The sequence below is a fragment of the Prescottella equi genome, assembly GCF_020171745.1.
GTDB classification, from domain to species: domain Bacteria; phylum Actinomycetota; class Actinomycetes; order Mycobacteriales; family Mycobacteriaceae; genus Prescottella; species Prescottella equi_A.
Genome location: NZ_JAIVAH010000004.1, coordinates 38,115 through 63,179 on the forward strand (window position 1 = coordinate 38,115; position 25,065 = coordinate 63,179).

Annotated in this window: 21 protein-coding genes and 1 tRNA gene; 12 read left to right on the top strand and 10 right to left on the bottom strand. The window is 68.6% G+C overall.

Features of this window, described 5'->3' with window-relative positions:
* Position 1 precedes the first annotated feature (1 nt).
* The 3 genes from LCL87_RS01475 to LCL87_RS01485 form a co-directional block, all read right to left on the bottom strand.
* Positions 2–688 carry a nucleoside triphosphate pyrophosphohydrolase gene (locus LCL87_RS01475; RefSeq protein WP_225015899.1) on the bottom strand — a complete coding sequence of 229 codons (687 nt, stop codon included), beginning with the start codon at positions 686–688 and terminating at the stop codon, positions 2–4.
* Between the two features lie 5 nt (positions 689–693).
* Complete coding sequence (mfd, locus tag LCL87_RS01480) at positions 694–4,371, bottom strand: transcription-repair coupling factor (protein ID WP_225015901.1); 3,678 nt, start codon at positions 4,369–4,371, stop codon at positions 694–696.
* Positions 4,372–4,477: 106 nt separating this feature from the next.
* Positions 4,478–5,068 (bottom strand): TetR/AcrR family transcriptional regulator, encoded by a 591-nt coding sequence (locus tag LCL87_RS01485; RefSeq protein WP_225015903.1) that lies wholly within the window; start codon positions 5,066–5,068, stop codon positions 4,478–4,480.
* A gap of 219 nt (positions 5,069–5,287) precedes the next feature.
* On the opposite strand from LCL87_RS01485, the gene LCL87_RS01490 reads away from it, so the two are divergent.
* The 6 genes from LCL87_RS01490 to LCL87_RS01515 all read left to right on the top strand — a co-directional run bounded on the left by LCL87_RS01490 (position 5,288) and on the right by LCL87_RS01515 (position 10,106).
* A tRNA-Gln gene (locus tag LCL87_RS01490) sits at positions 5,288–5,358 on the top strand.
* Between the two features lie 265 nt (positions 5,359–5,623).
* On the top strand, positions 5,624–7,093 hold the full coding sequence (gene glmU / locus LCL87_RS01495) for a bifunctional UDP-N-acetylglucosamine diphosphorylase/glucosamine-1-phosphate N-acetyltransferase GlmU (protein WP_225015905.1): 1,470 nt from the start codon (positions 5,624–5,626) through the stop codon (positions 7,091–7,093).
* Complete coding sequence (locus tag LCL87_RS01500; RefSeq protein ID WP_225015907.1) at positions 7,090–8,070, top strand: ribose-phosphate diphosphokinase; 981 nt, start codon at positions 7,090–7,092, stop codon at positions 8,068–8,070. The genes glmU and LCL87_RS01500 overlap by 4 nt, the downstream gene beginning before the upstream one ends.
* A 66-nt stretch (positions 8,071–8,136) precedes the next feature.
* Positions 8,137–8,772, top strand: coding sequence for a DUF2461 domain-containing protein (locus LCL87_RS01505; RefSeq protein ID WP_225015914.1), 636 nt, complete (start codon positions 8,137–8,139; stop codon positions 8,770–8,772).
* A 152-nt stretch (positions 8,773–8,924) separates the two neighbouring features.
* Positions 8,925–9,605 (top strand): hypothetical protein, encoded by a 681-nt coding sequence (locus LCL87_RS01510; RefSeq protein WP_225015916.1) that lies wholly within the window; start codon positions 8,925–8,927, stop codon positions 9,603–9,605.
* A 12-nt stretch (positions 9,606–9,617) separates the two neighbouring features.
* Positions 9,618–10,106, top strand: a complete 489-nt coding sequence (locus LCL87_RS01515) for a GNAT family N-acetyltransferase (protein ID WP_225015918.1) — start codon at positions 9,618–9,620, stop codon at positions 10,104–10,106.
* Between the two features lie 12 nt (positions 10,107–10,118).
* On the opposite strand, the gene egtD is transcribed toward LCL87_RS01515, so the two are convergent.
* From egtD to egtA, 4 genes are all read right to left on the bottom strand, one after another.
* Positions 10,119–11,090 (bottom strand): L-histidine N(alpha)-methyltransferase, encoded by a 972-nt coding sequence (gene egtD, locus LCL87_RS01520; protein WP_225015920.1) that lies wholly within the window; start codon positions 11,088–11,090, stop codon positions 10,119–10,121.
* A 62-nt stretch (positions 11,091–11,152) separates the two neighbouring features.
* Complete coding sequence (gene egtC, locus LCL87_RS01525; RefSeq protein WP_225015922.1) at positions 11,153–11,881, bottom strand: ergothioneine biosynthesis protein EgtC; 729 nt, start codon at positions 11,879–11,881, stop codon at positions 11,153–11,155.
* Positions 11,881–13,173: an ergothioneine biosynthesis protein EgtB gene (gene egtB, locus LCL87_RS01530; RefSeq protein ID WP_225015923.1), complete on the bottom strand. Its 1,293-nt coding sequence runs from the start codon at positions 13,171–13,173 to the stop codon at positions 11,881–11,883. The genes egtC and egtB overlap by 1 nt, the downstream gene beginning before the upstream one ends.
* Entirely contained in the window at positions 13,170–14,408 is a 1,239-nt protein-coding gene (egtA, locus tag LCL87_RS01535; protein ID WP_225015925.1) for an ergothioneine biosynthesis glutamate--cysteine ligase EgtA, read from the bottom strand. Before egtA ends, egtB begins: the two co-directional genes overlap by 4 nt.
* 87 nt (positions 14,409–14,495) lie before the next feature.
* On the opposite strand from egtA, the gene LCL87_RS01540 reads away from it, so the two are divergent.
* The 5 genes from LCL87_RS01540 to pth all read left to right on the top strand — a co-directional run bounded on the left by LCL87_RS01540 (position 14,496) and on the right by pth (position 19,509).
* Positions 14,496–15,671, top strand: coding sequence for an aminotransferase class V-fold PLP-dependent enzyme (locus LCL87_RS01540; protein ID WP_225015927.1), 1,176 nt, complete (start codon positions 14,496–14,498; stop codon positions 15,669–15,671).
* Positions 15,672–15,772: 101 nt separating this feature from the next.
* A complete protein-coding gene (locus tag LCL87_RS01545) occupies positions 15,773–16,294 on the top strand; it encodes a hypothetical protein (RefSeq protein ID WP_225015929.1) in 522 nt (173 codons plus the stop codon).
* Between the two features lie 192 nt (positions 16,295–16,486).
* Positions 16,487–17,962 (top strand): FAD-dependent oxidoreductase, encoded by a 1,476-nt coding sequence (locus tag LCL87_RS01550; protein ID WP_225015931.1) that lies wholly within the window; start codon positions 16,487–16,489, stop codon positions 17,960–17,962.
* Positions 17,963–18,220: 258 nt separating this feature from the next.
* The gene (locus LCL87_RS01555) at positions 18,221–18,817 is read left to right on the top strand and encodes a 50S ribosomal protein L25/general stress protein Ctc (protein ID WP_225015933.1); all 597 of its coding nucleotides are present in this window, start codon (positions 18,221–18,223) and stop codon (positions 18,815–18,817) included.
* A 113-nt stretch (positions 18,818–18,930) separates the two neighbouring features.
* A complete protein-coding gene (pth, locus tag LCL87_RS01560; protein WP_005514714.1) occupies positions 18,931–19,509 on the top strand; it encodes an aminoacyl-tRNA hydrolase in 579 nt (192 codons plus the stop codon).
* Between the two features lie 25 nt (positions 19,510–19,534).
* Here the strand turns inward: pth and LCL87_RS01565 are convergent, their stop codons facing one another.
* Complete coding sequence (locus LCL87_RS01565) at positions 19,535–21,124, bottom strand: HNH endonuclease signature motif containing protein (protein WP_225015935.1); 1,590 nt, start codon at positions 21,122–21,124, stop codon at positions 19,535–19,537.
* A gap of 138 nt (positions 21,125–21,262) precedes the next feature.
* Between LCL87_RS01565 and LCL87_RS01570 the strand changes: the two genes are divergently transcribed.
* The gene (locus LCL87_RS01570) at positions 21,263–22,129 is read left to right on the top strand and encodes a ribonuclease H family protein (RefSeq protein ID WP_225015937.1); all 867 of its coding nucleotides are present in this window, start codon (positions 21,263–21,265) and stop codon (positions 22,127–22,129) included.
* 1 nt (position 22,130) lies between these two features.
* Here the strand turns inward: LCL87_RS01570 and LCL87_RS01575 are convergent, their stop codons facing one another.
* Positions 22,131–22,361: a hypothetical protein gene (locus LCL87_RS01575; RefSeq protein WP_225015939.1), complete on the bottom strand. Its 231-nt coding sequence runs from the start codon at positions 22,359–22,361 to the stop codon at positions 22,131–22,133.
* Between the two features lie 1,042 nt (positions 22,362–23,403).
* Positions 23,404–25,032: a fatty acyl-AMP ligase gene (locus LCL87_RS01580; RefSeq protein ID WP_225015940.1), complete on the bottom strand. Its 1,629-nt coding sequence runs from the start codon at positions 25,030–25,032 to the stop codon at positions 23,404–23,406.
* Positions 25,033–25,065: the final 33 nt, after the last annotated feature.

Consider the following 25,065-nt stretch of genomic DNA (forward strand, 5'->3'; position numbering starts at 1 on the left):
ATCAGCGACTCCAGTAGGTACGCCAGTCGTCCGCCCCGAGTCCGCCCCACGCGACCCCGGCCGCGTGCGCGGCGGACTCGGCGGCCCGGATCCGCGCGACGAATCGCAGAGCGGCCTTGCGTAGTTCGTCCTCGGCGCTGTCGGGACCGCCCAGCCGCACCACCCGCAGGTCGTCGGGCACCAGCTCGTCCGGCAGTCCGGCCTTGCGGGCCCGCGAGATCACCTTCTCGGCGAGCGCCAGGGCGGGCTGTTGCAGCGCGATGCCGTCGATGCAGGATTCGCGCGCCTTCTCGGCCGCCTTCCGCACCTCCCACGCGCGTTCCTGCTCGGCGATGTCCACCGGGCCCACGATGTCGTCGGCCAGGTGCGGACTGCGGTGGGCCAGCTTGGTCACGAGCGTGGCGGCCACGTCGTCGACCGTGAACTCACCGGCGGCCTCCGCGATCCGGGAGTGGAACAGTACCTGCAGCAACAGGTCTCCGAGTTCCTCCCGAATCGCGACGGGATCGCCCGACTGGATCGCGTCGAGCAGTTCGTACGTTTCCTCGAGCAGGTACGGACGCAACGAGTCGTGGGTCTGCGTCACCTCCCAGCCGCCGAAACCCCACAGCTTGTCCATCACCTCCACGGCCTCGACGACGGCGTCGCCCGCGCGCCAATCGCCCTGACGCTCCTCGCCGGCACTCATCCGCGTCAGACCCCTGCCTGCACACCCGTGGGGGTGCGCACGTCGACCGAGTCCGCCGCCTTGCCGTCCATCGCGAGGAGGAAGTTCGCGATGTACTGCAGCAGTTCCACGTCGCGCACCCGCTCGGCACCGACGCCACCGGAACCGGCCCGCGGCAGCGGCATCTGCACCATCCCCGTGGTCGCCCGGTACTGCGCGCTCGAGTACATCCGCTTGAGCCGCAACTGCTTCGAGTCCGGCAACTGCATCGGCGAGATCTTGAGCTGGGTGCCGGTGACGGCCACCTCCTCGATGCCGTACTCGCGGCACAGCAGGCGGAGCTTGGCGACCGACACCAGCCGGCCCACCTCCTCCGGGAGCGGGCCGTACCGGTCGACGAGTTCCTCGACCACCGCGGCGATCGCCTCGGTGTCGGCCGCGGCGGCGAGCTTGCGGTAGCCCTCGAGCCGCAGCCGGTCGCTCGTGACGTAGTCGGGCGGAATGTGCGCGTCGACCGGCAGATCGATCCGCACCTCCTTGACCTCCGGTTCGGTCGTGACGGGCCGGCCGTCGGCCACCGCGCGGTACGCCTCGACCGCCTCTCCGACCAGACGCACATACAGGTCGAAGCCGACGCCCGCGACGTGACCGGACTGCTCCGCGCCCAACACGTTTCCGGCACCGCGGATCTCGAGGTCCTTCATCGCGACGGCCATGCCGGCGCCGAGATCCGAGTTCTGCGAGATCGTGGCGAGACGGTCGTATGCGGTCTCGGTCAGCGGCTTCTCCGGCGGATACAGGAAGTACGCGTACCCGCGCTCGCGGCTGCGGCCGACGCGCCCGCGCAACTGGTGCAGCTGTGACAGACCCAGCGAATCGGCGCGCTCGACGATGAGGGTGTTGGCGTTCGAGATGTCGAGGCCGGTCTCGATGATCGTGGTGCAGACGAGGACGTCGAACTCCCGCTCCCAGAAGCCCTGCACCGTCTTCTCGAGGGTGTCCTCGTTCATCTGGCCGTGCGCGACGACGACCCGCGCCTCCGGGACCAGTTCCCGAATCCGCTTGGCGGCCTTGTCGATCGAGCTGACCCGGTTGTGGACGTAGAACACCTGGCCGTCGCGCAGCAGTTCGCGGCGGATCGCCGCCGCCACCTGCTTGTCCGCGTACCCGCCGACGTACGTGAGGATCGGGTGCCGCTCCTCGGGCGGGGTGAGAATGGTCGACATCTCGCGGATGCCGGCCATGCTCATCTCGAGGGTTCGTGGGATCGGGGTGGCCGACATGGTGAGCACGTCGACGTGGGTGCGCAGCGCCTTGATGTGTTCCTTGTGTTCGACGCCGAACCGCTGTTCCTCGTCGACGATGACCAGGCCGAGGTCCTTCCAGCGGACTCCGGTCTGCAGCAGGCGGTGGGTACCGACGACGACATCGATCTCGCCGTCGGCCAGCTGCGCGATGATCTCCTTGGATTCGGCCGCGTCGGTGAAGCGGGACAGCCCCCGCACCTTCACCGGGAAGTTCGCCATCCGCTCGGAGAAGGTCTGCAGGTGCTGCTGTGCGAGCAGCGTCGTGGGCACCAGCACCGCGACCTGCTTGCCGTCCTGCACGGCCTTGAAGGCCGCACGGACCGCGACCTCGGTCTTGCCGTACCCGACGTCGCCGATCACGACGCGGTCCATCGGGACCGGCTTCTCCATGTCGGCCTTCACCTCGTCGATGACGGTCAACTGGTCGTGGGTCTCGGTGAACGCGAACGCGTCCTCCATCTCCTTCTGCCACGGGGTGTCCGGGCCGAAGGCGTGGCCGGGCGCCGCCTGGCGGGCGGCGTACAGCTGCACCAGCTCGCCGGCGATCTCGCGGACTGCCTTGCGTGCCTTACGTTTCGTGTTCTGCCAGTCCGAGCCGCCGAGCTTGGACAGCGCGGGCATCTCGCCGCCGACGTAGCGCGAGAGCTGATCGAGCGACTCCATCGGCACGAACAGCCGGTCTCCCGGATGGCCACGCTTGCTGGCGGCGTACTCGATGACGAGGTACTCGCGACGGGCGCCGCCGATGGTGCGCTCGACCATCTCGACGAACCGGCCGATGCCGTGCTGGTCGTGCACCACCATGTCGCCGGCGGTGAGCGCGAGCGGATCGACCTGGTTGCGCCGCTTGGCCGGCATCTTCTTGCCGTCACCGGCGGCGGCCACCCGGTTGCCGGTCAGGTCGGACTCGGTGACGATCACCAACCCCGGAATCCCGGCTGCATCGTCGCCCGGCAGGACCAGGCCCTCGTGCAGGGATCCGCGCAGGACCTGGACCAGGCCGCGGGCCGGTTCGGCGCCCGGCGCGAGTTCGCCGGCCGGGACGTCGGCCTCCTTGAGCCGCTCGAGCACGCGGTGCGCCGTGCCCGAACCGGCGACGACGACCACCGCGCGACCCCCGGTGGTCACGTGCGCCCGCAGATTCGCGAACAGCATCGACAGCATCTCTTCGGAGCCGCGCACCTCGGGCGCCGACTGCACCGGCAGGACCAGTTCGTCCTCGCTGCCCGAGGCCAGCGGGCTGATCGTCCACCACGGACGGCCCTGCGCCTCGGCGTTCTCCCGCACCTGCCGCAGCGATCGGTAGGCGGACGCCCCGAGGTCGATGCCGCCGCCGAGGACCGACGTGTCGATGGGGGCGGCCCCGCCGATCGACGCCGCCGTCCACGACGCCTCCAGGAACTCCTGCCCGGTGCGCACGAGGTCGGTGGCGCGGGTGCGGATCTTCTCCGGATCGCACAGCAGCACATGGGTCTCGCGCGGCAGCACCTCGGTCAGCAGTTGCAGCTCGCCCGGCTGCAGCAGCGGCAGCAGCGCCTCCATGCCCTCGACCGGAATGCCGGCCGAGAGCTTGTCGAGCATCTCGACGAGGGCCGCGTCGGCGGGGTTCTCGGTCGCGAGCTGCGCGGCGCGGTCGCGCACCGCCTCGGTGAGCAGCAGTTCGCGGCACGGCGGCGCGACGACGGTGGTGAGCTCGAGTTCCGGCAGCGACCGCTGATCGGCGACCGAGAACGCGCGCAACTCGGTGACCTCGTCGCCCCAGAACTCGACGCGCACGGGATGGTCGGACGTGGGCGGGAAGACGTCGAGGATGCCACCGCGCACCGCGAATTCGCCGCGCTTGCCCACCATGTCCACGCGGGTGTACGCGAGTTCGGCGAGCCGCGAGATCAGTCCGCCGAAGTCGTGCTCGGATCCCATCCGCAGGACGACCGGTTCGATGTCCCCGAGCCCGGGCGCCATCGGCTGCACGAGCGAGCGCACGGTTGTGACGATCACCTGTAGCGGCGGCCCGTAGGCGGCGTCGTCGGGACACGCGAGGCGCCGCAGCACCTGCAGGCGGCGGCCGACGGTGTCGGCGCTCGGCGAGAGCCGCTCGTGCGGCAGCGTCTCCCACGACGGGAACTGTGCGACACCGTCACCGATGACCTCGCGCAGTTCGGTGGTGAGGTCGTCGGCCTCACGACCGGTCGCGGTGACCAGCAGCAGCTGGGTCCGGCCGGCGAGGGCCGCGGCGACGAACGGACGCGCCGCGACCGGGGCGACGATGTCGACACCGGTCCGCCCGACGCTGTCCTGCACCCGGCCGATCGCGCCGTCCGCGAGCGCGGTCGACACGAGACCGGCGAGTGGCGTGGCTGCGGCGACAGGGGCCGAAGAGTTATCTGAAGAGGACACGGAAGACAACGACGGCGCTCCTGATGTCGTGAAATGCAGACCGTTCGATTCTAGGCGTGCCGACCGACACCGGGCCGGGGCACCCGGCGCCGCCCCACGGACTTCGTCACTCTCCGAGCTGCGGGTCGGCCTCGAGATTGGTCAGGCCGTTCCAGCACAGGTTCACCAGGTGCGCGGCGACGACCTCCTTGGAAGGGGTGCGGTCGTCGAGCCACCACGTGGCGGTGGTCGCGACCATCCCGACGAGGGCCTGCGCGTACAGCGGCGCGAGTTCCGGATCGAATCCGCGGCGGGCGAAGTCTCCGGCGAGGATGTGACCGACCTGCCGGACGGCCTCGTTGAGCAGGCTCGAGTAGGTGCCGTCGTCGGCGGCGACCGGAGAGTCCCGGACCAGGATCCGGAAGCCGTCGGTGCGTTCCTCGACGTACGTGAGCAGCGCCAGCGCGACCCGTTCGACCCGGATGCGGGAACGGTTCTGGGTGAGCGACGACGTGATCATCTCGAGCAGTTTCGACATCTCACGATCGACGACGACGGCGTACAGGCCTTCCTTCCCACCGAAGTGCTCGTAGACGACAGGCTTGGACACCTGCGCACGCGCCGCGATCTCCTCGATCGAGGCGGCCTCGTAGCCGCGTTCGGCGAACAGCGCCCGGCCGATCTCGATCAACTGCTCACGGCGCTGAGTTCCCGTCATCCGCGTCCGGGGCGCACGCTCGGCGGTCTGAGGTTCCCGCGATGGTCGTGACACTGGGGTCACCGTCCTTTCCGACACGCCGCGTCGAACGCATTCGGCGCTGGTAGAGGCCACCCTATCGCCCGGTCGCCGAGGAATTTCTCCAGCGGTTCGACGCACGGCGCGTCGGCATGCGAGGATCGTTCCCGCGTATCCGGGCGTCGACCCGGCGCGCGGTAATCCGCCGTAGTGTAATGGCAGCACCTCTGATTTTGGTTCAGATAGTTCAGGTTCGAGTCCTGGCGGCGGAGCCCTTCCGGCACAGTTCACCCCCCACCCACGTGCTGTGATCCTTCACACAGCTTGCAGACCGGTCGGTTCGAAGCTGTTACTCCCCCGTTAACTTCCGAGCCTGTTCGCGGGCACCCGAACGGTTCGCCGGACACCCGGACCAACGCGCGGTTAATCTCGGGCACGTTGCCTCCGCGGGTGCGACTCGCGATATTCTCTTTCGGAACGTGCGCGACCGTCGGGCCGCGCGAGCGGCTAAGCGTAGATCGACTTCGAGGGAGCTTCATGCCACCGCAGACCGCCGTCATCGTCCTTGCTGCCGGTGCCGGGACGCGAATGCGGTCGAAGACCCCCAAGGTGCTGCACACCCTGGCCGGGCGCTCGATGCTCTCGCACTCACTGCATGCCGCGTCCGGCATCGAACCCACCGAACTGGTCACCGTGATCGGCCACGATCGGGACGCCGTCGGCGCCGCGGTGGACGAGGTCGCCAAGGATCTGGGGCGCGCCGTCGCCACCGCCGTCCAGCACGAGCAGAACGGCACCGGCCACGCCGTCGGCTGCGGACTGACCGCACTCCCCGACGACTTCGACGGCACCGTGCTCGTCACCGCCGCCGACGTCCCCCTCCTCGACAGCGACACGCTGCACGCCCTCATCGCGACGCACACCGCCGCTCCCGCGGCCGCGGTGACCGTGCTCACCTCCACGGCAGCGGATCCCACCGGGTACGGCCGGATCCTGCGGACCACCGACGGCGAGGTCGCCGCGATCGTGGAGCAGGCCGATGCCACCGAGGCGCAGCGCGCGATCACCGAGGTCAACTCCGGCGTGTACGCGTTCGACGCCGCGACCCTGCGCGGCGCACTGTCGTCGCTGAGCGCCGACAACGCCCAGGGCGAGCTGTACCTGACCGACGTGATCGCGATCGCCCGGGCCGCCGGGAAAACCGTTCGCGCGCAGCACATCGTCGACGACCTGCTCGTCGCCGGCGCCAACGACCGCGTCCAACTCGCCACCCTCGCAGCCGAACTCAACCGCCGCATCCTCGAGCGCCACATGCGCGCCGGAGTCACCGTCGAGGATCCGTCCAGCACGTGGATCGACGTCGACGTGACGATGGAGCGGGACGTGACGCTGCGCCCGGGCGTGCAGTTGCGCGGCTCGACCCACGTCGCCGAGGACGCCGTCGTCGGGCCCGACACCACGCTCACCGACGTCACCGTCGGCGCGGGCGCGTCGGTGATCCGCACGCACGGCGAATCCGCCGAGATCGGACCGGATGCCACCGTCGGCCCGTACACGTACCTGCGGCCCGGCACGGTCCTCGGCGAATCCGGCAAGCTCGGCGCGTTCGTGGAGACGAAGAACGCCGACATCGGGGCGCACTCCAAGGTGCCGCACCTGACGTACGTCGGCGATGCGACCGTGGGCGAACACAGCAACATCGGAGCATCCAGTGTGTTCGTCAACTACGACGGAGTGAACAAGAGCCGGACCGTCGTCGGTTCGCATGTTCGCACCGGATCCGACACCATGTTCGTCGCCCCGGTCCGCGTCGGCGACGGCGCGTACACGGGTGCAGGCACCGTCCTGCGCAACGACGTGCCACCGGGGGCGCTCGCCGTCTCGGGTGGCAAGCAACGAAACATCGAGGGCTGGGTCGAGCGCAACCGACCCGGCACTCCCGCTGCCGACGCAGCGGCTCGAGCAGCCCAGCAAGATACCGATCCGAAGGATGGCGAAGACCAGTGAGCGCGATATCCAGCGACGTGCAGAAGAACTTGATGCTCTTCTCGGGCCGCGCACACCCCGAGTTGGCCGAGCAGGTGGCCAAGGAACTGGACATCCAGGTCACGCCGCAGACGGCTCGTGACTTCGCGAACGGCGAGATCTTCGTCCGGTTCGAGGAGTCGGTCCGTGGATCGGACGCGTTCGTGCTCCAGAGCCACCCGGCTCCGCTGAACCAGTGGATCATGGAGCAGCTGATCATGATCGACGCGCTCAAGCGTGGATCGGCCAAGCGCATCACGGCTGTGCTGCCCTTCTACCCGTACGCCCGTCAGGACAAGAAGCACCGCGGCCGCGAGCCCATCTCGGCCCGCCTGATCGCCGACCTGCTCAAGACGGCCGGTGCCGACCGCATCATCACCGTCGACCTGCACACAGATCAGATCCAGGGCTTCTTCGACGGCCCGGTCGACCACATGCACGCGCTCGGTCAGCTCGCGCAGTACGTCCGTGAGAACTACGGCACCGAGAACATCTGCGTCGTCTCCCCCGACGCCGGTCGCGTGAAGGTCGCCGAGAAGTGGGCCGACGCCCTCGACGGCGCGCCGCTCGCGTTCGTCCACAAGACTCGCGACCCGCTGGTCCCGAACCAGGTCAAGTCCAACCGCGTCGTCGGTGACGTGAGCGGCCGCACCTGCGTGCTGATCGACGACATGATCGACACCGGCGGCACGATCGCCGGTGCGGTCGAGGTGCTCAAGAACGCCGGCGCCGGCGACGTCATCATCGCGACCACGCACGGCGTGTTCTCGGATCCGGCCGCCGAGCGCCTCGCGAACTGCGGCGCCAAGGAGGTCATCGCGACCAACACGCTGCCGATTCCGGAGGAGAAGCGCTTCCCGACGCTGACGGTGCTCTCGATCGCACCGCTGCTGGCGCGCACCATCCAGGAGGTCTTCGAGAACGGTTCGGTGACCTCGCTCTTCAACGGCATCGCCTAGACGCTGTCCTACGCCCGTGCCCGGTTCGCCCTTCGCGGACCGGGCACGGGCGTAGTGTTTCCAAGTGTGTTCACCGGATTCCCGACGACCGCACTGGACTTCTACGAGGACCTCGAGGCCGACAACAGCAAGGCCTGGTGGGCGTCCCACAAGTCCGTCTACGACACGGACGTTCGTGCCCCCATGGTCGACCTGCTGGCCACGCTCGAACCCGAATTCGGGCCGGGCAAGGTCTTTCGGCCCTATCGCGACGTCCGGTTCTCGAAGGACAAGTCCCCCTACAAGACCCATCAGGGCGGGTTCGTCGAGTCGTGTCCCGGCGTCGGCTTCTACGCCCAGATCGACGCGTCGGGACTGTTCGTCGCCGGCGGCCACTACGCACACACCCCCGAGCAACTCGCGCGCTATCGCGAGGCCGTGGACGACGACCGCCGCGGGCGTGCTCTGGAGCGGTTGGTTCGCAAGCTCGGGAAGGCTGGATTCGAGATCGGTGGCGACCGTCTGGCCACCCGCCCGCGCGGGGTCTCGCCGGATCATCCGCGCATCGAACTGATGCGGCACCGGTCGCTCACGGCAGGGTTGAACTACGGCTGTCCGGACTGGCTCGGCACACCCGAGGCGGTCGACGAGATCCGGTCCGCGTGGCGTTCGATGCGGCCGCTCGTAGAGTGGTTCACAGACGTTTTCGATGCTCGCGACTGACGCACCCGGCGGATCTCACCGGAGCGGAGAACTCGTGTGCCACAAGACTTTGCCGACGTCGAGCGCTCTTGAACATGAGTTTGGTCACGCGCGCACAGAAAATTGGACCTCGGTGTAGCCGGGCGCGAACGGGTGCCCTATTCTGGCTCGTCGTGATCGACGCGCAGACCCTGCAGAACCCCGCCGCCGCCTCTGTTGTTCCGAACCCCCAGCCGGTTCGCCGTTGGACTCCCGGGTCGTGCGTGTGGTGCGGAAGCGATGATTCGATCGAGGAGTTCCGCAACGAGCCCCGGTGCGGCGTGTGCCGCGAGCACGAGACCGTGATCGACGAGGCCCGCAAGTTCATGGGAATGTACGGCCTGCGCCCCATCGGTGGCACCCTCCAGTCGGACGACGAGGAAGAGCGCGAGTGGCGCGTCAATGCCCGCGACGCCCGCGCGGCCCTCAACGGGATTCGTCTGCCCGAGCCCCCGGACCCGGCCCTCGTCCGCAAGTCGATGCGCCCCAAGGCCGCTCGTATCGTGAAGGCGTTCGAGGCGGAGTCCGCTCCGGCCCGCAAGGCGCCGTCCGCGCGTCCGCGCACCACGTCGGGACCCGCGCCGACCCCCACCGCCGCTGTGGCCCCCGCGAAGAAGCTCGACGTCGCGGCCCTCGAGGAGCGCGTCACCGGCCTGCTCGATCAGCTCACCAAGGTCGATTCGCAAATCGCGCTGGCCGAGGCCGCTCAGGGCCTGGCTGCCCGCGCGCGCCTCAACGATCTCAACGGGCAGAAGGCCACCATCCTGCGCACGCTCGCGGCGCTGGAGAAGGCCCGCCGCAGCGCCGGGGCGTAAGGCTTCCTCGACATGCTGATCCGCGACGCCGCCGAGAGCGACCTGCCCGGGATCCTCGAGATCCACAACGAGGCGATCGCCAACTCGACGGCGATCTGGGACGAGACGCTCGCCGATCTGGACGAGCGTCGCCGTTGGCTCGACGACCGTCGGGCCAACGGCTACCCGGTCCTCGTCGCCGATGTCGACGGCGCGGTCGCGGGGTACGCGTCGTACGGGGTGTGGCGAGCCAAGAGCGGCTACCGGCACACCGTCGAGAACTCGGTGTACGTCCACGTCGACTACCACCGCCGGGGCATCGCGACCGCGCTCATGACGGAGCTGATCGAGCGGGCCCGCACCGGCGGGATCCACGTGATCGTCGCCAGCGTCGAATCGACCAACGCCACGTCGATCGCCCTGCACGAGCGGTTCGGGTTCCGGATCGTCGCCCAGATGCCCGAGGTGGGCCGCAAGTTCGGCCGCTGGCTGGACATGACGTACCTGCAGCTGACCCTGTAGGCACCGGGCCCGTCAGCGGCGTTGGGCGCACACGAGCGCGAATCGCTGGTCGTCGTCGGTCCACGTCCGGATGTCCTCGAACCCCGCGGCGACGAGTTCCGCGCTGATCCCGCTCAGCCGGAACTTGGCCGAGATCTCGGTCCGCATCTGCTCGCCGGCCGCGAACGGCACCGTCAGACCGAGATCCGCCACGCGCACGGTCATGGCCGTGGTGGCCTCGAGTCGCATCTCGATCCACTCGTCGACCGGATCCCACACGGCGACGTGACGGAAGCCGTCCAGATCGAAATCGGCGCCCAATTGTTTGTTCAACACCGACAGCACGTTGAGGTCGAACTGCGCGGTTACACCGTCCGCGTCGTCGTACGCCGGGACCAGCACCCGGGGATCGGTGACCAGCGCGACGCCGAGCAGCAGGTGCTCCCCCGACTCGAGCACGGCGGCGATCTCGGCGAGGAACTCACGGCGTTCGTCGGGAACGAGGTTGCCCAGCGTGCCGCCGAGGAAGGCGATCATCCGACTGCCGCCGCCGGGCAGGTACTGCAGCGACTGGGTGAAGTCGCCCACCACCCCGTGCACGTCGATCTCCGGGAACTCCGCGGCGATCCTTCGGGTCGCATCACGCAGCGCGCTCTCCGACACGTCCTGCGGCACGTACTTCTCCAGCGTCCCGCGTGCACCGAGTTCGTGCAGCAGCAGGCGCGACTTCTCCGAGGAACCCGATCCGAGTTCGACGAGGATCTGCGGCATCGCGACGGCAGCGATCTCGCGCGCGTGCTCCTCGAGCAGCGCCCGTTCGGTGCGCGTCGGGTAGTACTCCGGAAGGCGCGTGATCCGCTCGAAAAGTTCGCTGCCGCGCGCGTCGTAGAACCACTTCGGCGGCAGCCACTTGGGCGTCGCGGTGAGCCCACGTTCGGCGTCCGCCCGCAGCCCGGCGTTCAACTGTTCGGGCGTGATGTGGACTTCCAGGGTCGGTGCTCGCATACCTCTCCGATCTCCGTGGTTGTTCTCGCGGGTTGTTCTCGCGTCGAGTTCACAGGCGGTGCTCACAGGGGCGTGACGATCAGATGCCCCGGCCGGGCCGTCACGATGTGTCCGTCCGGGATCTCCTTCCAGAGGTGGTTGTGGTCGAAGGGTTCGGAACTGAGCACGGCGCGGTCGTCATCCACCAGCGCCGACAACGAGTGGTCCCACGTGGTCGCCCACATCTGGTTCCCGTCACCGAGCAGCATGTTCAACCGCGACCCGGGTGCCGCCTCCGCGACCGCGGCGGTCACCCGCATCAGCGCCACCTCCGGGCTGTTGTCCCTGAGGGCGTGCCGAACCAGCAGCCACAGGAGCGCCGAGTCGGTGGGCGTCTCCAGGCCCAACAGGTCGAGCATCGGCAGACCCGCAGCGAGGCCCGTCATCGACTCGGGCCACTGCTCGATCCGACCGTTGTGGCTGAACGCCCAGTGCCCCGAGACGAACGGCGCACACGCACTACGTTCGACGGGCATGCCCACGGTCGCGGAGCGGACGGCGGCCATCACCGCATGCGAGCGGACCTTCGAGAGCATCTCCGGCAGAGCCGGATCCGACCAGATCGGCATCGCGCACCGATACCGTGACAGGGTCGATCCCCACCACGCGGCGCCGTAGCCGTCGGCATTGATGGTCCCGCCGCCACGCATGTCCCGCGGCGACCACGACTGCCGCAGCAGCGAGAACTCCCCCGCCGCGATCACCTCGCGCACCGAACGGGCGGGCCCGAGGTAGCCCAGGTGCCTGCACATCACAGGTCCCTGGCACAGCGGAAGCCCGCAAAGATCTGCCGGCGGATCGGGTGATCCCAGTTCCGGAACGTTCCCCGGCAGGCCACCGGGTCGGTGCCGAACGATCCACCCCGCAGCACGCGGTAGTCGCCGTCGAAGAACACCTCCGAGTACTCGCGGTACGGGAATGCCTCGAACCCGGGATAACCGGTGAACCGCGACGACGTCCACTCCCAGACGTCCCCGATCAGCTGGCGTACCCCGAGCGGCGACTGTCCGTCGGGGTACGACCCCACCGGGGCCGCGGCGAGGTGGCGTTGCCCCAGATTGGCGCGGGTTCGGTCGGGTTCGTCGTCACCCCAGGGGAATCGGCGCGACCGGCCACTCGCCGGATGCCAGCGAGCCGCCTTCTCCCATTCGGCCTCGGTGGGCAGTCGCTTGCCGGCCCAGCGCGCGTAGGCATCGGCCTCGAACCAGCACACGTGCATGACCGGTTCGTCGGCCGGCACGGGTTCGAGCACCCCGAAACGGTGCCGCCACCACCGACCGCTGCCGTCACCGGTCCAGAACTGCGGAGCCTCGAGGCCCGATTCGCGACTGTGCAGCCAGCCCCGTTCACTCCACAGTTCACGGCGCCGGTATCCGCCGTCGTCGATGAACTCCGCATACTCCGCGTTGCTGACCGGCACGGTGTCGATCGCGAACTCCGGAACGTGCACGCGGTGCGCGGGCCGCTCGTTGTCGAGCGCCCACGGATCATCCGACGTTCCCATCGTGAATTCGCCTGCGGGAATCACGGTCTCACGATCGGCAACGGGCGCCACCGCCCTCGGGACGTCCGGCGCGGTCAGCAGCGCCTGACCCTTCCGGAGTTGGTGGGTGGCGAGCATCGTCTCGTCGTGCTGCTGCTCGTGCTGCGCGATCATCGCGAAGGCGAACCCGTCGTGTTCGAGCCGGCGTCCACGGAACCTGCTCGCGTCCAGCACGTCCCACATCTTGTCCCGCACCTGACCGACGTATTTCCGGGCCTCGTCGGGCCCCAGGAGCGGCAGCGTCGGGCGGGTGGAGCGGGCGTGCTTGAAGGCGTCGTACAGATCGTCGATGTCGCGGCGGACCGGGTCACGCCCGCCGACATCGCGGATCAACCAGAGTTCCTCCTGGTTGCCGATGTGCGCGAGATCCCAGACGAGCGGGCTCATCAGCGGCGAATGCTGGGCGATCAGATCCGAGTCGTCGACGCAGTCCGTGAGTGTGTGGCTGCGATGCCTTGCCCTCAGCAACGCGGATTCCAACTGCTCGCGAAGACCGGTCACGACCTCTCCCCCATCGGATTCATCCCCCGCCGACACCGCGCCGATCCCGCACCCAGCCCCGCGGCCAACCGGGGATCCGGCGCCAAGTCGGCCGCCAGTTCCATCAGTTCCGCTGCGGTGCTCCGTAACTCGCCGTCCGCGAGCCCGTGCCGGGCCGCATCGACCCACCGCCCCCGGGTTTTCCCGGCGACTGCGGTCGCGGCGTCGACTGCCTCCCCCGACACCAGCAACGCCTCGAGCGCGGCGATCGGCAGCCGCCACTGATCGTCCGGCTGGGTGTCGAAGTACCGCACCTCCAGGTGCCCCACGGCCCGCACCGCGGGGAACACCGTCGTCAGGTGGTAGTCGAGGTCGTCGGCCGTCGGACGGCGGCCGATCTCGTCGTCGAGCGCGCCGTCGACCCAGTCCGCGAACGTCGCGCCGGGCGGTGCCGTCCAGCACGGTCCGTCACGGCGCACGCACAGCAGCGGGACGTCGAGCACCCAGCGCGCGTAGTCGCCGACCGGATCGGCCGAGAACGCCGCGGATTCGGGTGGGCCGATCGTGCGGGACCGATCGAGCTCGAACCACGTCCGCATCCGCTGCGACACCCAGTCCCCCGCTGGTATCCCCTCCAGCCGCGGTGAGCACGCGAACGCCGCGATCAGGGCCGGGCCGACGGCCTGCAGCAGGTTCCAGCGTCGAGCGACGTCGGCGACGTCCTCGCCGGCGTCGACACTCACCTGCACGGCGGCGGTGTTGCACATCATGAGCTTGCCGAACGGGCCGATCTCCTCGAAGCGCTCCTCCATCGCCCGATACCGCGGCAACTGGAGCAGGCGCCGCGCGGTGCGCCGGGAATCGGCCGCATGCGCGTGCGCGGTGATGGATCGGGTCGCGAGCAGCGCGCGGAGGGTTCGTTCGTCGGAGGCGAGGGCTGCGCAGAGGGCGACGGCACTGTCGCGAGGCGCACTGGAGAGTTCGATCTGACCGCCTGGTTCGACGGTGACGAGGCTGCCGGAGGGGAGCGGGCGCGCGGGAGAATCGGGAGCGAGAGATTTCGGGGCGTGAGGCCCGAGAGCTGCGGCGATGGTGGCGAGGTCGGGACGGTCGGACGAGGATCCGTCGTGGTGGGTGAGCCATTCGAGTTCGGCACCGATCAGCCTCGGCGGCCCCAGCTTGAAGCAGACTCCGCCGACGTAGGACTCGGCTGCTGGGCGCGAGGTGAAACCGGTGGACTCGACTGCGACAACCATGCCATCCTCCCCTCGGGAGCGGTCGAGTGTCCTTCTCGAGGGTAGAGCCCACTCCCTGTCGTGGCTACCGATCGGGAGGAATAGCCGATGCTCGATCTCGAACGCCTCCGGCTCGACACACCGGGTTGTCTGGAAAGAGTGTTTCTCGACAGCGCGGGGTCGTCGCTGCCACCGCAACCGGTGCTCGCGACCGTGATCGGGCATCTCCGCCGCGAGGCCGAGGTCGGCGGATATGTCGCGGCCGCCGAGCGGGCGGACGACCTCGCCGCCGTGCGCGATTCGATCGCGCGCCTGATCGGCGCCTCCGCGCCGGAGATCGCGCTCGTCGACAGCGCCACCCGCGCGTGGTGCGACTTCTTCACGTCGATACCGCTGGGTCCGGGCGACCGGGTGCTGCTCTCACAGGTGGAGTACGCGAGCAATGCGATCACCGCCCTGCACCGCGCGCAGGAGACCGGGGCGGTCGTCGACGTGGTCCCCAGCGACCCGACCGGCCGGATCGACCTGGACGCTCTCGAAGCGATGCTCGACGACCGCGTCAAGCTCGTATCGCTCGTGCACGTGCCCACCAACGGCGGACTGGTCAACCCGGTGCGCGAGGTAGTCGAGCTGGCGCACCGGCACGGAGCGCTGGTCCTGCTCGACGCCTGCCAGTCGATCGGCCAGATCCCCATCGACGTCGGCGAACTCGGCGTCGACGCCCTCTCCGCGACCGGACGCAAGTGGCTCCGCGGCCCCCGCGGCACGGGATTCCTGTACCTCCGGGGGGACCTCACCCGGGAGTTGAAGCCTGCGGCGATGGATCTCCATGGGGCACAGTGGTTGTCACCCACCGAATACCTACCCGCCGCGGACGCGTCCCGCTTCGAACTGTGGGAATGCGACGTGGCCGCCCGGCTCGGCCTGGGCGTGGCCGTCGAATACCTGATGAGCATCGGGATCGACTACGCGGCAAGCAGAATCGCCACCAGCGCCGAACAAATCCGGGGCGAGTTGGACGCACTGCCCGGGGTGCGGGTCCACGATCTCGGGACCGACCACTGCGGCATCGTGACCTTCACGATCGACGGCGAGGAACCGGCGAGCATTCGAGACCGATTGGCGGACAGCCGGATAACGGTGACCGTGAGCGGAAGGTCGTCGACACTGCTCGACATGAGCGCCCGCGGACTCGACGCCGTCGTGCGGGCGTCGCCGCACTACTTCGTCTCCGACGGCGACCTGGCACGGTTCGTCGAGGCCGTTGCTCAGCTGACCCCCTAGTAACAATTCGGACACCTAATTCGCAAAGCTCACTTCTTGCCGACCAACCGACTGGTATCTATTTGTCCGGCATGTACCAATCACTGGGGAGGAATTGAGTTATGCGACGTACCAAGGCTGCCGTTCTCGGGGCGGGCATCATCGCGTCGGCGCTCCTGCTGGCCGGATGCAACGACGACGGCGACACGACCTCCGAGACGACGACCACCACACCGTCCTCGACGACCACCGCACCGAGCACCACAACCGGGGCGCCGACCAGCCCGTCCGGCGAGGCCGGAGGCGCGGGTGCCGCATCCGGGGGATCCGGCACCGGCACGGGCGGCGGCTCCCGCCCGGCGGCGGGAACTGCGGGCGGCGGCAACATCCAGGCACCGGCTCCCGGGGCACCCGCGCCCGCGCCGGCACCTGCCCCCGGCGGCGACCAGCCCGCACCCCCGAACCCGGAGACGCCCGCCAACGGGGACCCCGAGAAGCCGGAGGACCCGAAGGACGGGACGGAGAATCCGGGAGAGAACCCCGACGACACCAAGCCCAAGGACGAGACGGCGCCCGGCGACGGCTCCGGCGGCGAGGCCGGAGACAAGGAGACCGGCGGCAACCCCGAGAAGCCGAACAATTGACACAGGCGCGGTGCGGCCATCCCCGTGCGGGATTGCCAGCGGGATCGCCGCACCGCGCACCCTCTCCGGCTCCTCCGCAACCGGCAAACCACAAAGTTCGTTCCCGCTGGGCGGGAACGGTATGACGCCACACTTTTGACACGTGTAAATGATCTGTGTCACATCTTTGTTTGCTTGTGAGAGGACATTCAAATGGCCGAGGCCACACCGATCCGCCCGATTCCCGTAGATCAGATCACCGAATGGGCCTACGAGGCCGATGTCGTCGTCGCCGGGTTCGGTGTCGCGGGCGCGTCTGCCGCGGTCGGCGCGGCGCAGAACGGCGCCGACGTCCTGGTGCTCGAGCGCACCGGCGGCTGGGGCGGCGCCGCAGCGATGGCCGGCGGCTTCATCTACATGGGCGGCGGCACCCCGCTACAGAAGGCGTGCGGGTTCGAGGACACCGTCGACAACATGAAGGCCTTCATGAAGGCCGCCCTCGGCCCGGGCACCGACGATGCCAAGATCGACGCCTACTGCGAGGGCAGCGTCGACCACTACCACTGGCTGGTCGACGAGTGCGGCGTCCCGTTCAAGATGTCCTTCTGGGGCGAGCCGGGCTGGGAGCCGCCGGGCGACGACGGCCTGCAGTACACCGGCGGCGAGAACGCGGCGCCGTTCAACGCGACCATCCCGCCCGCACCGCGCGGCCACGTCCCGCAGATGCAGGACAAGCACGTCAGCTCCGAGAAGGGCGGCGGCTACATGCTCATGAAGCCGCTCACCGACAAGGCCGCCGAACTCGGCGTCCGCTCCGCATACGACATGCGCGTGCAGGCCCTGATCGTCGACGCGGACGGCCGCGTCGTCGGCGTCCAGGCCAAGCAGTACGGCAAGGACGTCGCCGTCCGTGCCCGCAAGGGTGTCGTGCTCGCGACCGGCAGCTTCGCCTACAACGACACGATGCTCGAGGCGTTCGCGCCGCGCCTGATCGGCCGCCCGGCCGCCTCCATCGAGGAGCACGACGGCCGCGCGATCCGCATGGCGCAGGCACTCGGCGCCGACCTCGCCCACATGGACGCCACCGAGGTCGCGTACTTCTGCGATCCGCAGCAGTTCATCCGCGGCATCCTGGTCAACGGCCGTGGACAGCGCTACATCAACGAGGACACCTACCCGGGCCGCGTCGGCCAGGCCACGCTGATCGAGAACCACAACCAGTCGTTCCTCATCATCGACGAGGAGGCGTACGAGGAGAGCCTGACGACGCCGACGTCGAGCCCGCAGTTGCGCCACCAGCCCAAGTGGGTCGCCGAGACCGTCGAGGAGCTCGAGGCCGAGATGGGCCTGCCCGCCGGCGCCCTGCAGGCCACGGTCGACGTCTACAACCGTCACGCCGAGAACGGCGAGGATCCCCTGTTCGGCAAGAAGACCGAGTGGGTCAAGCCGATCGGTTCCCCCGTCGCCGCGATCGACCTGCGCGGCATGACCGGCGGCTTCACCCTCGGCGGCCTGCGCACCAACACCGACTCCGAGGTGCTGCACGTCTCCGGTGAGCCGATCCCCGGCCTGTTCGCGGCCGGCCGCTGCACCTCCGGCGTCTGCGCCGGTGGCTACGCGTCGGGCACGTCGCTCGGCGACGGCAGCTTCTTCGGCCGTCGCGCCGGCATCAGCGCTGCCAAGGCCTGACGCACAGCTGTAGTCCGTATCGGGCCCGGTCGGCGCATCTCGCGTCGACCGGGCCCGATTCACTTCCGCGTGACCATCCGGTAGACTGCTTCGAGTTGTCTCGGCGAGGGAGATTCGCGCATTGCGCTGAATCACCGTGATCGACGCGGCCACGGCTTCGTTAGAGCAGTTTGCTCCGGCCGTCGCGCCTTTCCGCCCCTCGTCGCGACGAACGACCGTCAACGAATATCTCACGTGAGTTGTAGGAGCCGTTTCACCATGTCTGACGACAACAAGCTCGTAGCCTCTGTCCGTTCCGAGTTCGGCAAGGGCGCTGCCCGCCGCGCACGCCGCGACGGGCAGGTCCCCGCGGTCCTGTACGGCCACGGCACCGACCCGCAGCACCTGAACCTCCCGGCTCGTGACTTCGCCGCCATCCTGCGCGCGCACGGCACCAACGTCGTCATCAACCTGGACATCGACGGCAAGGATCAGCTGGCGCTGACCAAGTCGGTCGTCGTCCACCCGATCCGTCGCCACATCGAGCACGCCGACCTGCTGATCGTCAAGAAGGGCGAGAAGGTCGCGGTCGAGGTTCCGATCGTCGTCACCGGCACCGCCGCTCCGGGCGCGCTGGTCACCGAGGAGACCACCACGATCAAGCTCGAGGTCGAGGCCCTGCACATCCCCGAGTCCGTCGAGGTCTCGGTCGAGGGCGCCGAGGTCGGCACCCAGATCCTGGCCGGCGCGGTTGCGCTGCCCAAGGGTGCGACGCTGGCCGACGACGCCGAGCTGCTGCTCGTGAACGTCGTCGCCGCTCAGGCTGCCGAGCCTGCCGCCGAGGAGACCGAGGCTGCTGCCGAGGCCGAGGCCTGATCAGCTCCACGCTGAACATCCAGCGGCGCGTCGATCCCGTTCGGGTTCGACGCGCCGCTGTTGTATGAGCACCGGCCGTATGAGCACCGTCGCATCGAAAGGACTCCCGAGCAGTGAGTGACGACACCGGCACCGCAGTGGTCGTCGGTCTGGGCAATCCGGGACCGCAGTACGAGAAGACCCGCCACAACATCGGTTTCATGGTGGCCGACGTCCTCGCCGGGCGCGTGGGCGGAAAGTTCAGCGCCCACAAGCGCAGCGGCGCCGAGATCGTGCAGACTCGGCTCGTCGGTCGGCAGGTGATCCTCGCCAAGCCCCGCTCGTACATGAACCTGTCGGGTGGCGCGGTGTCCGGGCTGGCCCGCTTCTTCTCCGTGAAGCCGGAGAACATCGTCGTCATCCACGACGAACTCGACCTCGACTTCGGCACCATCCGGTTGAAGCAGGGCGGCGGCGAGGGCGGCCACAACGGCCTCCGCTCGATCTCGCAGTCCCTCGGCACCAAGGACTACCTGCGCACCCGCGTCGGCATCGGCCGCCCGCCGGGCCGGCAGGACCCCGCCGACTACGTGCTCAAGCCGTTCTCGACCGTCGAACGCAAGGAACTCGACCTCGTCTGCGAGGAGGCCGCGGACGCAGTGGAACTGGTGCTGCAGCTCGGACTCGAGGCGGCGCAGAACCGGCTGCACTGAGGTGGCGCACGCGGGTTTCCGGCCCTCAGAACGGCGGATCCTCTTCGGCTGCAATGCCGGTCGATGCGGTTGCCGCTTTGCCGGTATGCCGCGGTGCGTGTCCCCGACGTCTGCGTTGGCGTGGCGGGATCAGGCTTTCGAGTAGGTAGTCGAGATCGCCCTCCGCGGCCGAATAGTTCAGCTTGGCAATGGTTCGGCCGTCAGTGAGTCGCGCGAGCAGTTCGCTGCCGACGCCGGCACGAAGATCGTCGCCACGAGATCCGTCGACGAACATCCCCTGCGGTTCGGTGATCGTGATCCGGCCCGTGGGGTCGGACCATTCCAACCGCCCCTGCCCGATCTGGCGGACGATCCAGTAGCCGAGAGTCTTGAGCCGGTGGTGTTTTCGACACAGGCAGGCCAGATTCGACTCGGCTGTGAGCCCACCACGAGACGCGTCGTCGTGGTCGAATGGAATCGTATGGTCGAGGTCGCACGACGCTGCCGGGGTTGCGCAGTTCGGAAAGCGGCACACGCCGTCCCTGGTTCGCACGATCTCCGCCAGTCGGCCGGTCGGCCGATACGTCAATTCCTGCAGTCGTTTCCGGGTTCGCGATGCGACCTGCTCCGGGGATTGCCGGGGCGCCGGGAGGCTTCGCCCTATGCCGAGAATCGAACCGGCATCGGTGGCGAGCTCGGCCCGATCTGCGTCGGACAACGTCAGGACCTGCTTCCACGTTGCATCGGCAGCCAGTTCGCGTGCCAGGTCCGCATCGATCGGACCGTAGCCCGACAGGTAGCCGGGTGCGTCGTCGAGGCCGAGCAGGGTCGAAGCACTGACCCCGACATGCACGTGAACCGCCACACCGGGTGTTCCGGTGGCATCGAGACCGGTTCGGGCCGTGCAGTTGTCGAAACCACACCGGCACTCGAGGTGCGCGTGGCCGGAGGCGAGTGCCACCAGCGCGTCGGCCCGCCGTTGCGGGTACGTGCGGGGATCACGGGCACACACGTCGAAACTCATCGCGCGTAACCTGCCGGCGAGGATCTGGCCACCTTCCGCCGGGAGCAGCCCGTCGACCTGAGCCATGGCGTCCTCACGCGCAATGACTCGCACGTCTCGATCTGCGACGGCGTGGCGGCGGCGCTCGCGCGCACCCTCGGGATCGAGACGAGCGATGAGGCGTCGGGCACGAGCCCTGAGTCCGGTGGTGCTGACACGTTCCGCGCCGTCGAGCAGCCTGCGCTCGATGTCGGCGAGCACGTCGTCCGAGACATTCGCCAGGGCCTCGGAGAGCGCGTGTGCCTTCGCGAGATCGATCCGGCCGCACGCGAACGCGGCCCGGACCTGATGCAGTCGCCAGCGCAGGTCGCAGCCGAGGCCGATCATCCGCTGGGCAGCCGCCTCGGTGAGGCCGAGGACACCGGCAACCTCCACGTGCGCGAACTCCCCGTGATGAGCCTCGTTGCGGCCGGCCCGCGCATCCTCCTCACAACGCATGACGAACAGGTCCGTCACCTGGTCGATTTCGAGAAACTGCTCGCCCGCGATCCGCGTATGACGGGCGACGAGCGCCTCGGACAACGCGGACAACCCCTCGTCCGCCGTCGCGATCGACACCCCTTTATCGAACATATTTTCGACTATAGTCTCGGCCGCCGACAAGAATGTGTGGAATCCCGAGAGCCGTCCATCGGGTGCACGCGAGCCGGCGATGTCAGACCCTTCGTGCATCGTGGCGAGCGTTCACCCCACCAGTGCGAAGGAGCGCCGTTGCTCGCAGTCATCCACATCCGCCGAAATCAGGGCGCCCGAGCCGAACTCGTCCGCGCAGTCGCCGCGTGGCGCACCGGCGGCGTTACCGAGAGCCGACTGTTCACGTACGGCGATGCGAGCGATGCGTCCTACTACGGCGCGGGTCTCGACGCCTTCGCCCAACTCCTGGAGATCTCGGTCGCCAGATCGCAGTCACTCGTTCTCCATGTCACCGACAACAGGCTGCGCAACGAGATCTGTGCGGTCGTCGAGGCGTTCCCGTCGGTGACGGTCGTAGGCGTGGCCCGCGGCGCGATCATGGAGCTCACGCTCGCGGCGCTCGACGTACTGGACTCCGACGACCGTGATCGTCTCGTGGCGTACGAGGCACGTGAATGCGAACGGATAGCCGCGCTTCCTGAACTGACGGTCGCCACCGACGCTTCCAAGTCACGCCGCCGGGGAGTCGGCGTGGCCTGCGTGAGCGAGGAGGGCACTCGGCACCAGAAGGTGTTTTCGAACGTCAAGACCGTGTCTGCCGGCGAACTTCTCGCCATCGAACTCGCGGTCGACCGGTTCACCAACCGTCGGCTGCACATCCTCACCGACAGCCAGGCTGCACTGCAGCATCTCGGAGTCATGCGCTCCGACCGTCCGTTGGCACGCGACGGCGAGGCCAACGCGGTGGCGGACCGGATCCGGCACTCGCTGATCGGCCGGGAAGTGCGATTCTCCTGGGTGCGCGGGCACAGCGGTCACCTGCTGAACGAGACCGCCGACCGACTGGCCGTGGCTGCCCGACGCGCATACGAGGCCGGCATTCCCACCGAGGCCCGGCGCGCCATCGCCGAGCAGATCGTCGAACCGCTGCTCACCGCAGCCTGACTCAGGACACGAGCGCACCGCGAAGGAGACGGTCGACGGCCCGCCCGTCGGCCAACTCCGGACGGTCCTCCGGATGCTCGAGGTAGTAACGGAGGAACCAGTACAGCGGTACCGCCCCGACGTCGAACTGGTCGGCCTTGATGGTGATCGTGGTCGGCGACTTCAGCGCACTCGCAAAGGGACCGCGGTAGTGCCTATCCGACTTCGGCTGCGAACCGTCAGCCGTGACCATGCTGATCATGGAATGACGAGGACCGCCGCTCATACTGAACGGCTCCAGTTTGTCGATCCGATCCCACTCGACCGACTGCGACTCTGTTGTGCTCCGCACGATCACTTCGACGGGTGTGCAGATGACCTGCGGACGCCGGATTCGACCGGCGAGGACGCAGGACAAATACGCGACCAGGTAGGCGCCCATTGCTCCGACGACATACGGGAACACACGCCCCTGCCCCGCCGTCATCGGAAATTCGTATGCCCGCGTGAACATTCCGATCGAGAACGCGAGGCATGCCCAACAGGCCGCTACGAGGTAAGTCATGAGCGTCCACCGTGCCCACCGACTTCGAGTGAAGGCGACTCCGCCCTCATTGAAGTGGACTGCGCGCGCTGGGGGCACCGACCTCATCCGCGCGCGAATCATGTCGGGGGCGTTCATGATCATCGCAGTTGCCGCGACAGCAGCCGGGAAGTAGAACAACCCGTAGACGTATCTGCCCTCGACGGTCGCAACGACTGCTTGGTAACCCCACAGGATCGCGAAGAATCCGAAGAAGACGACAGCGAGTCCGCCGAGCCACCGCTTGTCCCGAGATTGCGCCCAAGCAGCGGGAACCTGCCGGTATTCGGCGTCCATCAGCAACACACGGCCTTTCCGACTTCCGAGCCCAGCCAGCCGAACACCTACGAACCGGCTACCGAGCCGCCCCCTGCCGCAACAGGAAACCCGGTCATCGCTCCCGCAGCTCCGCCTGCCCAACCACCGGCGGTCCCCGCAACCCCCGCTATCGCGGCCTGACACTTCGCCTCCGCAGAATCCGCGGAGTAGACGTCGTACAACGCCGTCCTGACCCGGACGTGATCGGTTCGCCCAGATCCGTGGCCGCGATGGTGTCCGAGGCCGCAGCCGTCTCCTGCGTGAACGCACGCAGAACCGCCTGGTCCACCAGCATCGAACAGAATCCCCCTGCGTCGAATCCCCCACCGTCCGGCCCCCTGCCGATCGGTTCGGCCAGGATCGCACAGCCCCCGATACGGGGCAAACTCGTCCGTCAGAGCAGCCCGATCGAACTCGACCGCCGCAGCTTGCCCGACGACGTCTTGGGCAGCGAGCCGGGACCGAGGACGGCGACGGTGCGGGGCCGGACACCTACCTCGGCGACGACGGCGTGCGCGACCTCGCGCTCGATCCGCTTGACCTCATCGGCGTCGTCGATTGCGTTGGTCTCCACGGCAACTGCGAAGCTCTCGCGCTTGTCACCGGCGTCGAGGCGGATCGCGACGGCGTTGCCGGGACGCACGCCCGAGACGGATCCGGCGGCACGTTCGATGTCGGTGGGATAGATGTTGCGGCCGCCCATGATGATGACGTCCTTGGCGCGCCCGCACACGACGACAAGGTCGTCCTCGGTGAAGTAGCCGATATCGCCGGTGTTGATCCAGCCGTCCGCGTCCTGCGTCGCAACGGGCCCGTCGACCGTGAGATAGCCTGGGGTGACAGACTTTCCGCGCAATTCGATCACACCGACCGCCCGCCGCGGCAATTCCAGCCCGTCCCGCGCGACGACGCGTCCTTCGAGGCCCGGCACGAGTGGTCCGAGTGTTGCCAACGCGCGCGCGTTGCCACGGGTGGAGCGGACCGCGAGTCCACCGGCCTCGAGCAGGTCCGGGTCCACCCGGTCGACAATGAGGCCCTGCCCCGGTTCGGGCACCGAGACCGCAAGCGTCACTTCGGCCATCCCATAGGTCGGCGCGAGCGCGAGCGGGTCCAGACCGAACCGGGCGCCCGCGTCGGCGAGCGCGACCATCGTGTCCGGGTCGACCGGCTCGGCACCGTTGAGCAGGACCCGCATCGACGACAGGTCGTACTCCCCCACCGGCGCCTGCGTGAGCCGCCGGGCAAGCAGGGAGTACGCGAAGTTCGGTGCCGCGGTGACGGTTCCGCGGTACTTCCCCATCAGCTCGGCCCACAGCAACGGGGTCCGGAGGAAGTCGAGCGGCGTGATGTGGACGGTGGTGGCACCGATCTGCATCGGGACGGTGAGGAACCCGATCATCCCCATGTCGTGGAACAGCGGCAGCCAGCTGATCATCACGTCGCGGTCGGAACTGAACTTGACCCGGTCGATCATCGCGTACGCATTGGCGTAGAAGTTTCCGTGCGTCAGTTGCACAGCCTTGGGCGATCCGGTGGAGCCGGAGGTCAACTGCTGCAACGCGATATCGGACTCGGAGGTCGGGGCGGGGTCGATCTCGTCGCCCTCCCGCATCGTCTCGATCGTCACGACGTCGATGCCGCGCTCGACGAGAAGTGGCACCGCCGCCTCGAACGGCGCGCCGACGACGACGGCCGCGGCGGAGATCATCCGGATGATCGCCTCGGTGTCCTGTGCCCACACCTGCAGATCGGTGCGCGGGGTGGGCTGGTGCAGCATCGTCACCGATCCGCCGCGCATCCAGATCGCCTGACAGGCAGGTGCGATGTCGACGGGCATCCCGGCGAGGACGCCGATCGCGTCGCCGTGCCCGATTCCCGCGTTCGCGAGTGCGCCGGCCATCCGGCGGGCAATGCCGTGGACCTCGCCCCAGGTCTGACGGATCGGGGCGTCCGGTTCACCCGTGATCAGGGCCTGCGAACTGGTCGCGGCGGTGGCGTACATCTCGTCGGTGAACATACTCATGGAAGCTCCTGCAAGCTCCTGCCGGTCCTGTGC

Bases quoted from the DNA above. Each gene is read 5' to 3' on its own strand.
- LCL87_RS01475 (WP_225015899.1), bottom strand. From the start codon at position 688: ATGAGTGCCGGCGAGGAGCGTCAGGGCGATTGGCGCGCGGGCGACGCC.
- LCL87_RS01485 (WP_225015903.1), bottom strand. From the start codon at position 5,068: ATGACGGGAACTCAGCGCCGTGAGCAGTTGATCGAGATCGGCCGGGCG.
- glmU (WP_225015905.1), top strand. From the start codon at position 5,624: ATGCCACCGCAGACCGCCGTCATCGTCCTTGCTGCCGGTGCCGGGACG.
- LCL87_RS01515 (WP_225015918.1), top strand. From the start codon at position 9,618: ATGCTGATCCGCGACGCCGCCGAGAGCGACCTGCCCGGGATCCTCGAG.
- egtD (WP_225015920.1), bottom strand. From the start codon at position 11,090: ATGCGAGCACCGACCCTGGAAGTCCACATCACGCCCGAACAGTTGAAC.
- egtC (WP_225015922.1), bottom strand. From the start codon at position 11,881: ATGTGCAGGCACCTGGGCTACCTCGGGCCCGCCCGTTCGGTGCGCGAG.
- egtA (WP_225015925.1), bottom strand. From the start codon at position 14,408: ATGGTTGTCGCAGTCGAGTCCACCGGTTTCACCTCGCGCCCAGCAGCC.
- LCL87_RS01540 (WP_225015927.1), top strand. From the start codon at position 14,496: ATGCTCGATCTCGAACGCCTCCGGCTCGACACACCGGGTTGTCTGGAA.
- LCL87_RS01545 (WP_225015929.1), top strand. From the start codon at position 15,773: ATGCGACGTACCAAGGCTGCCGTTCTCGGGGCGGGCATCATCGCGTCG.
- LCL87_RS01550 (WP_225015931.1), top strand. From the start codon at position 16,487: ATGGCCGAGGCCACACCGATCCGCCCGATTCCCGTAGATCAGATCACC.
- LCL87_RS01555 (WP_225015933.1), top strand. From the start codon at position 18,221: ATGTCTGACGACAACAAGCTCGTAGCCTCTGTCCGTTCCGAGTTCGGC.
- LCL87_RS01565 (WP_225015935.1), bottom strand. From the start codon at position 21,124: ATGTTCGATAAAGGGGTGTCGATCGCGACGGCGGACGAGGGGTTGTCC.
- LCL87_RS01575 (WP_225015939.1), bottom strand. From the start codon at position 22,361: ATGGTCACGGCTGACGGTTCGCAGCCGAAGTCGGATAGGCACTACCGC.
- LCL87_RS01580 (WP_225015940.1), bottom strand. From the start codon at position 25,032: ATGAGTATGTTCACCGACGAGATGTACGCCACCGCCGCGACCAGTTCG.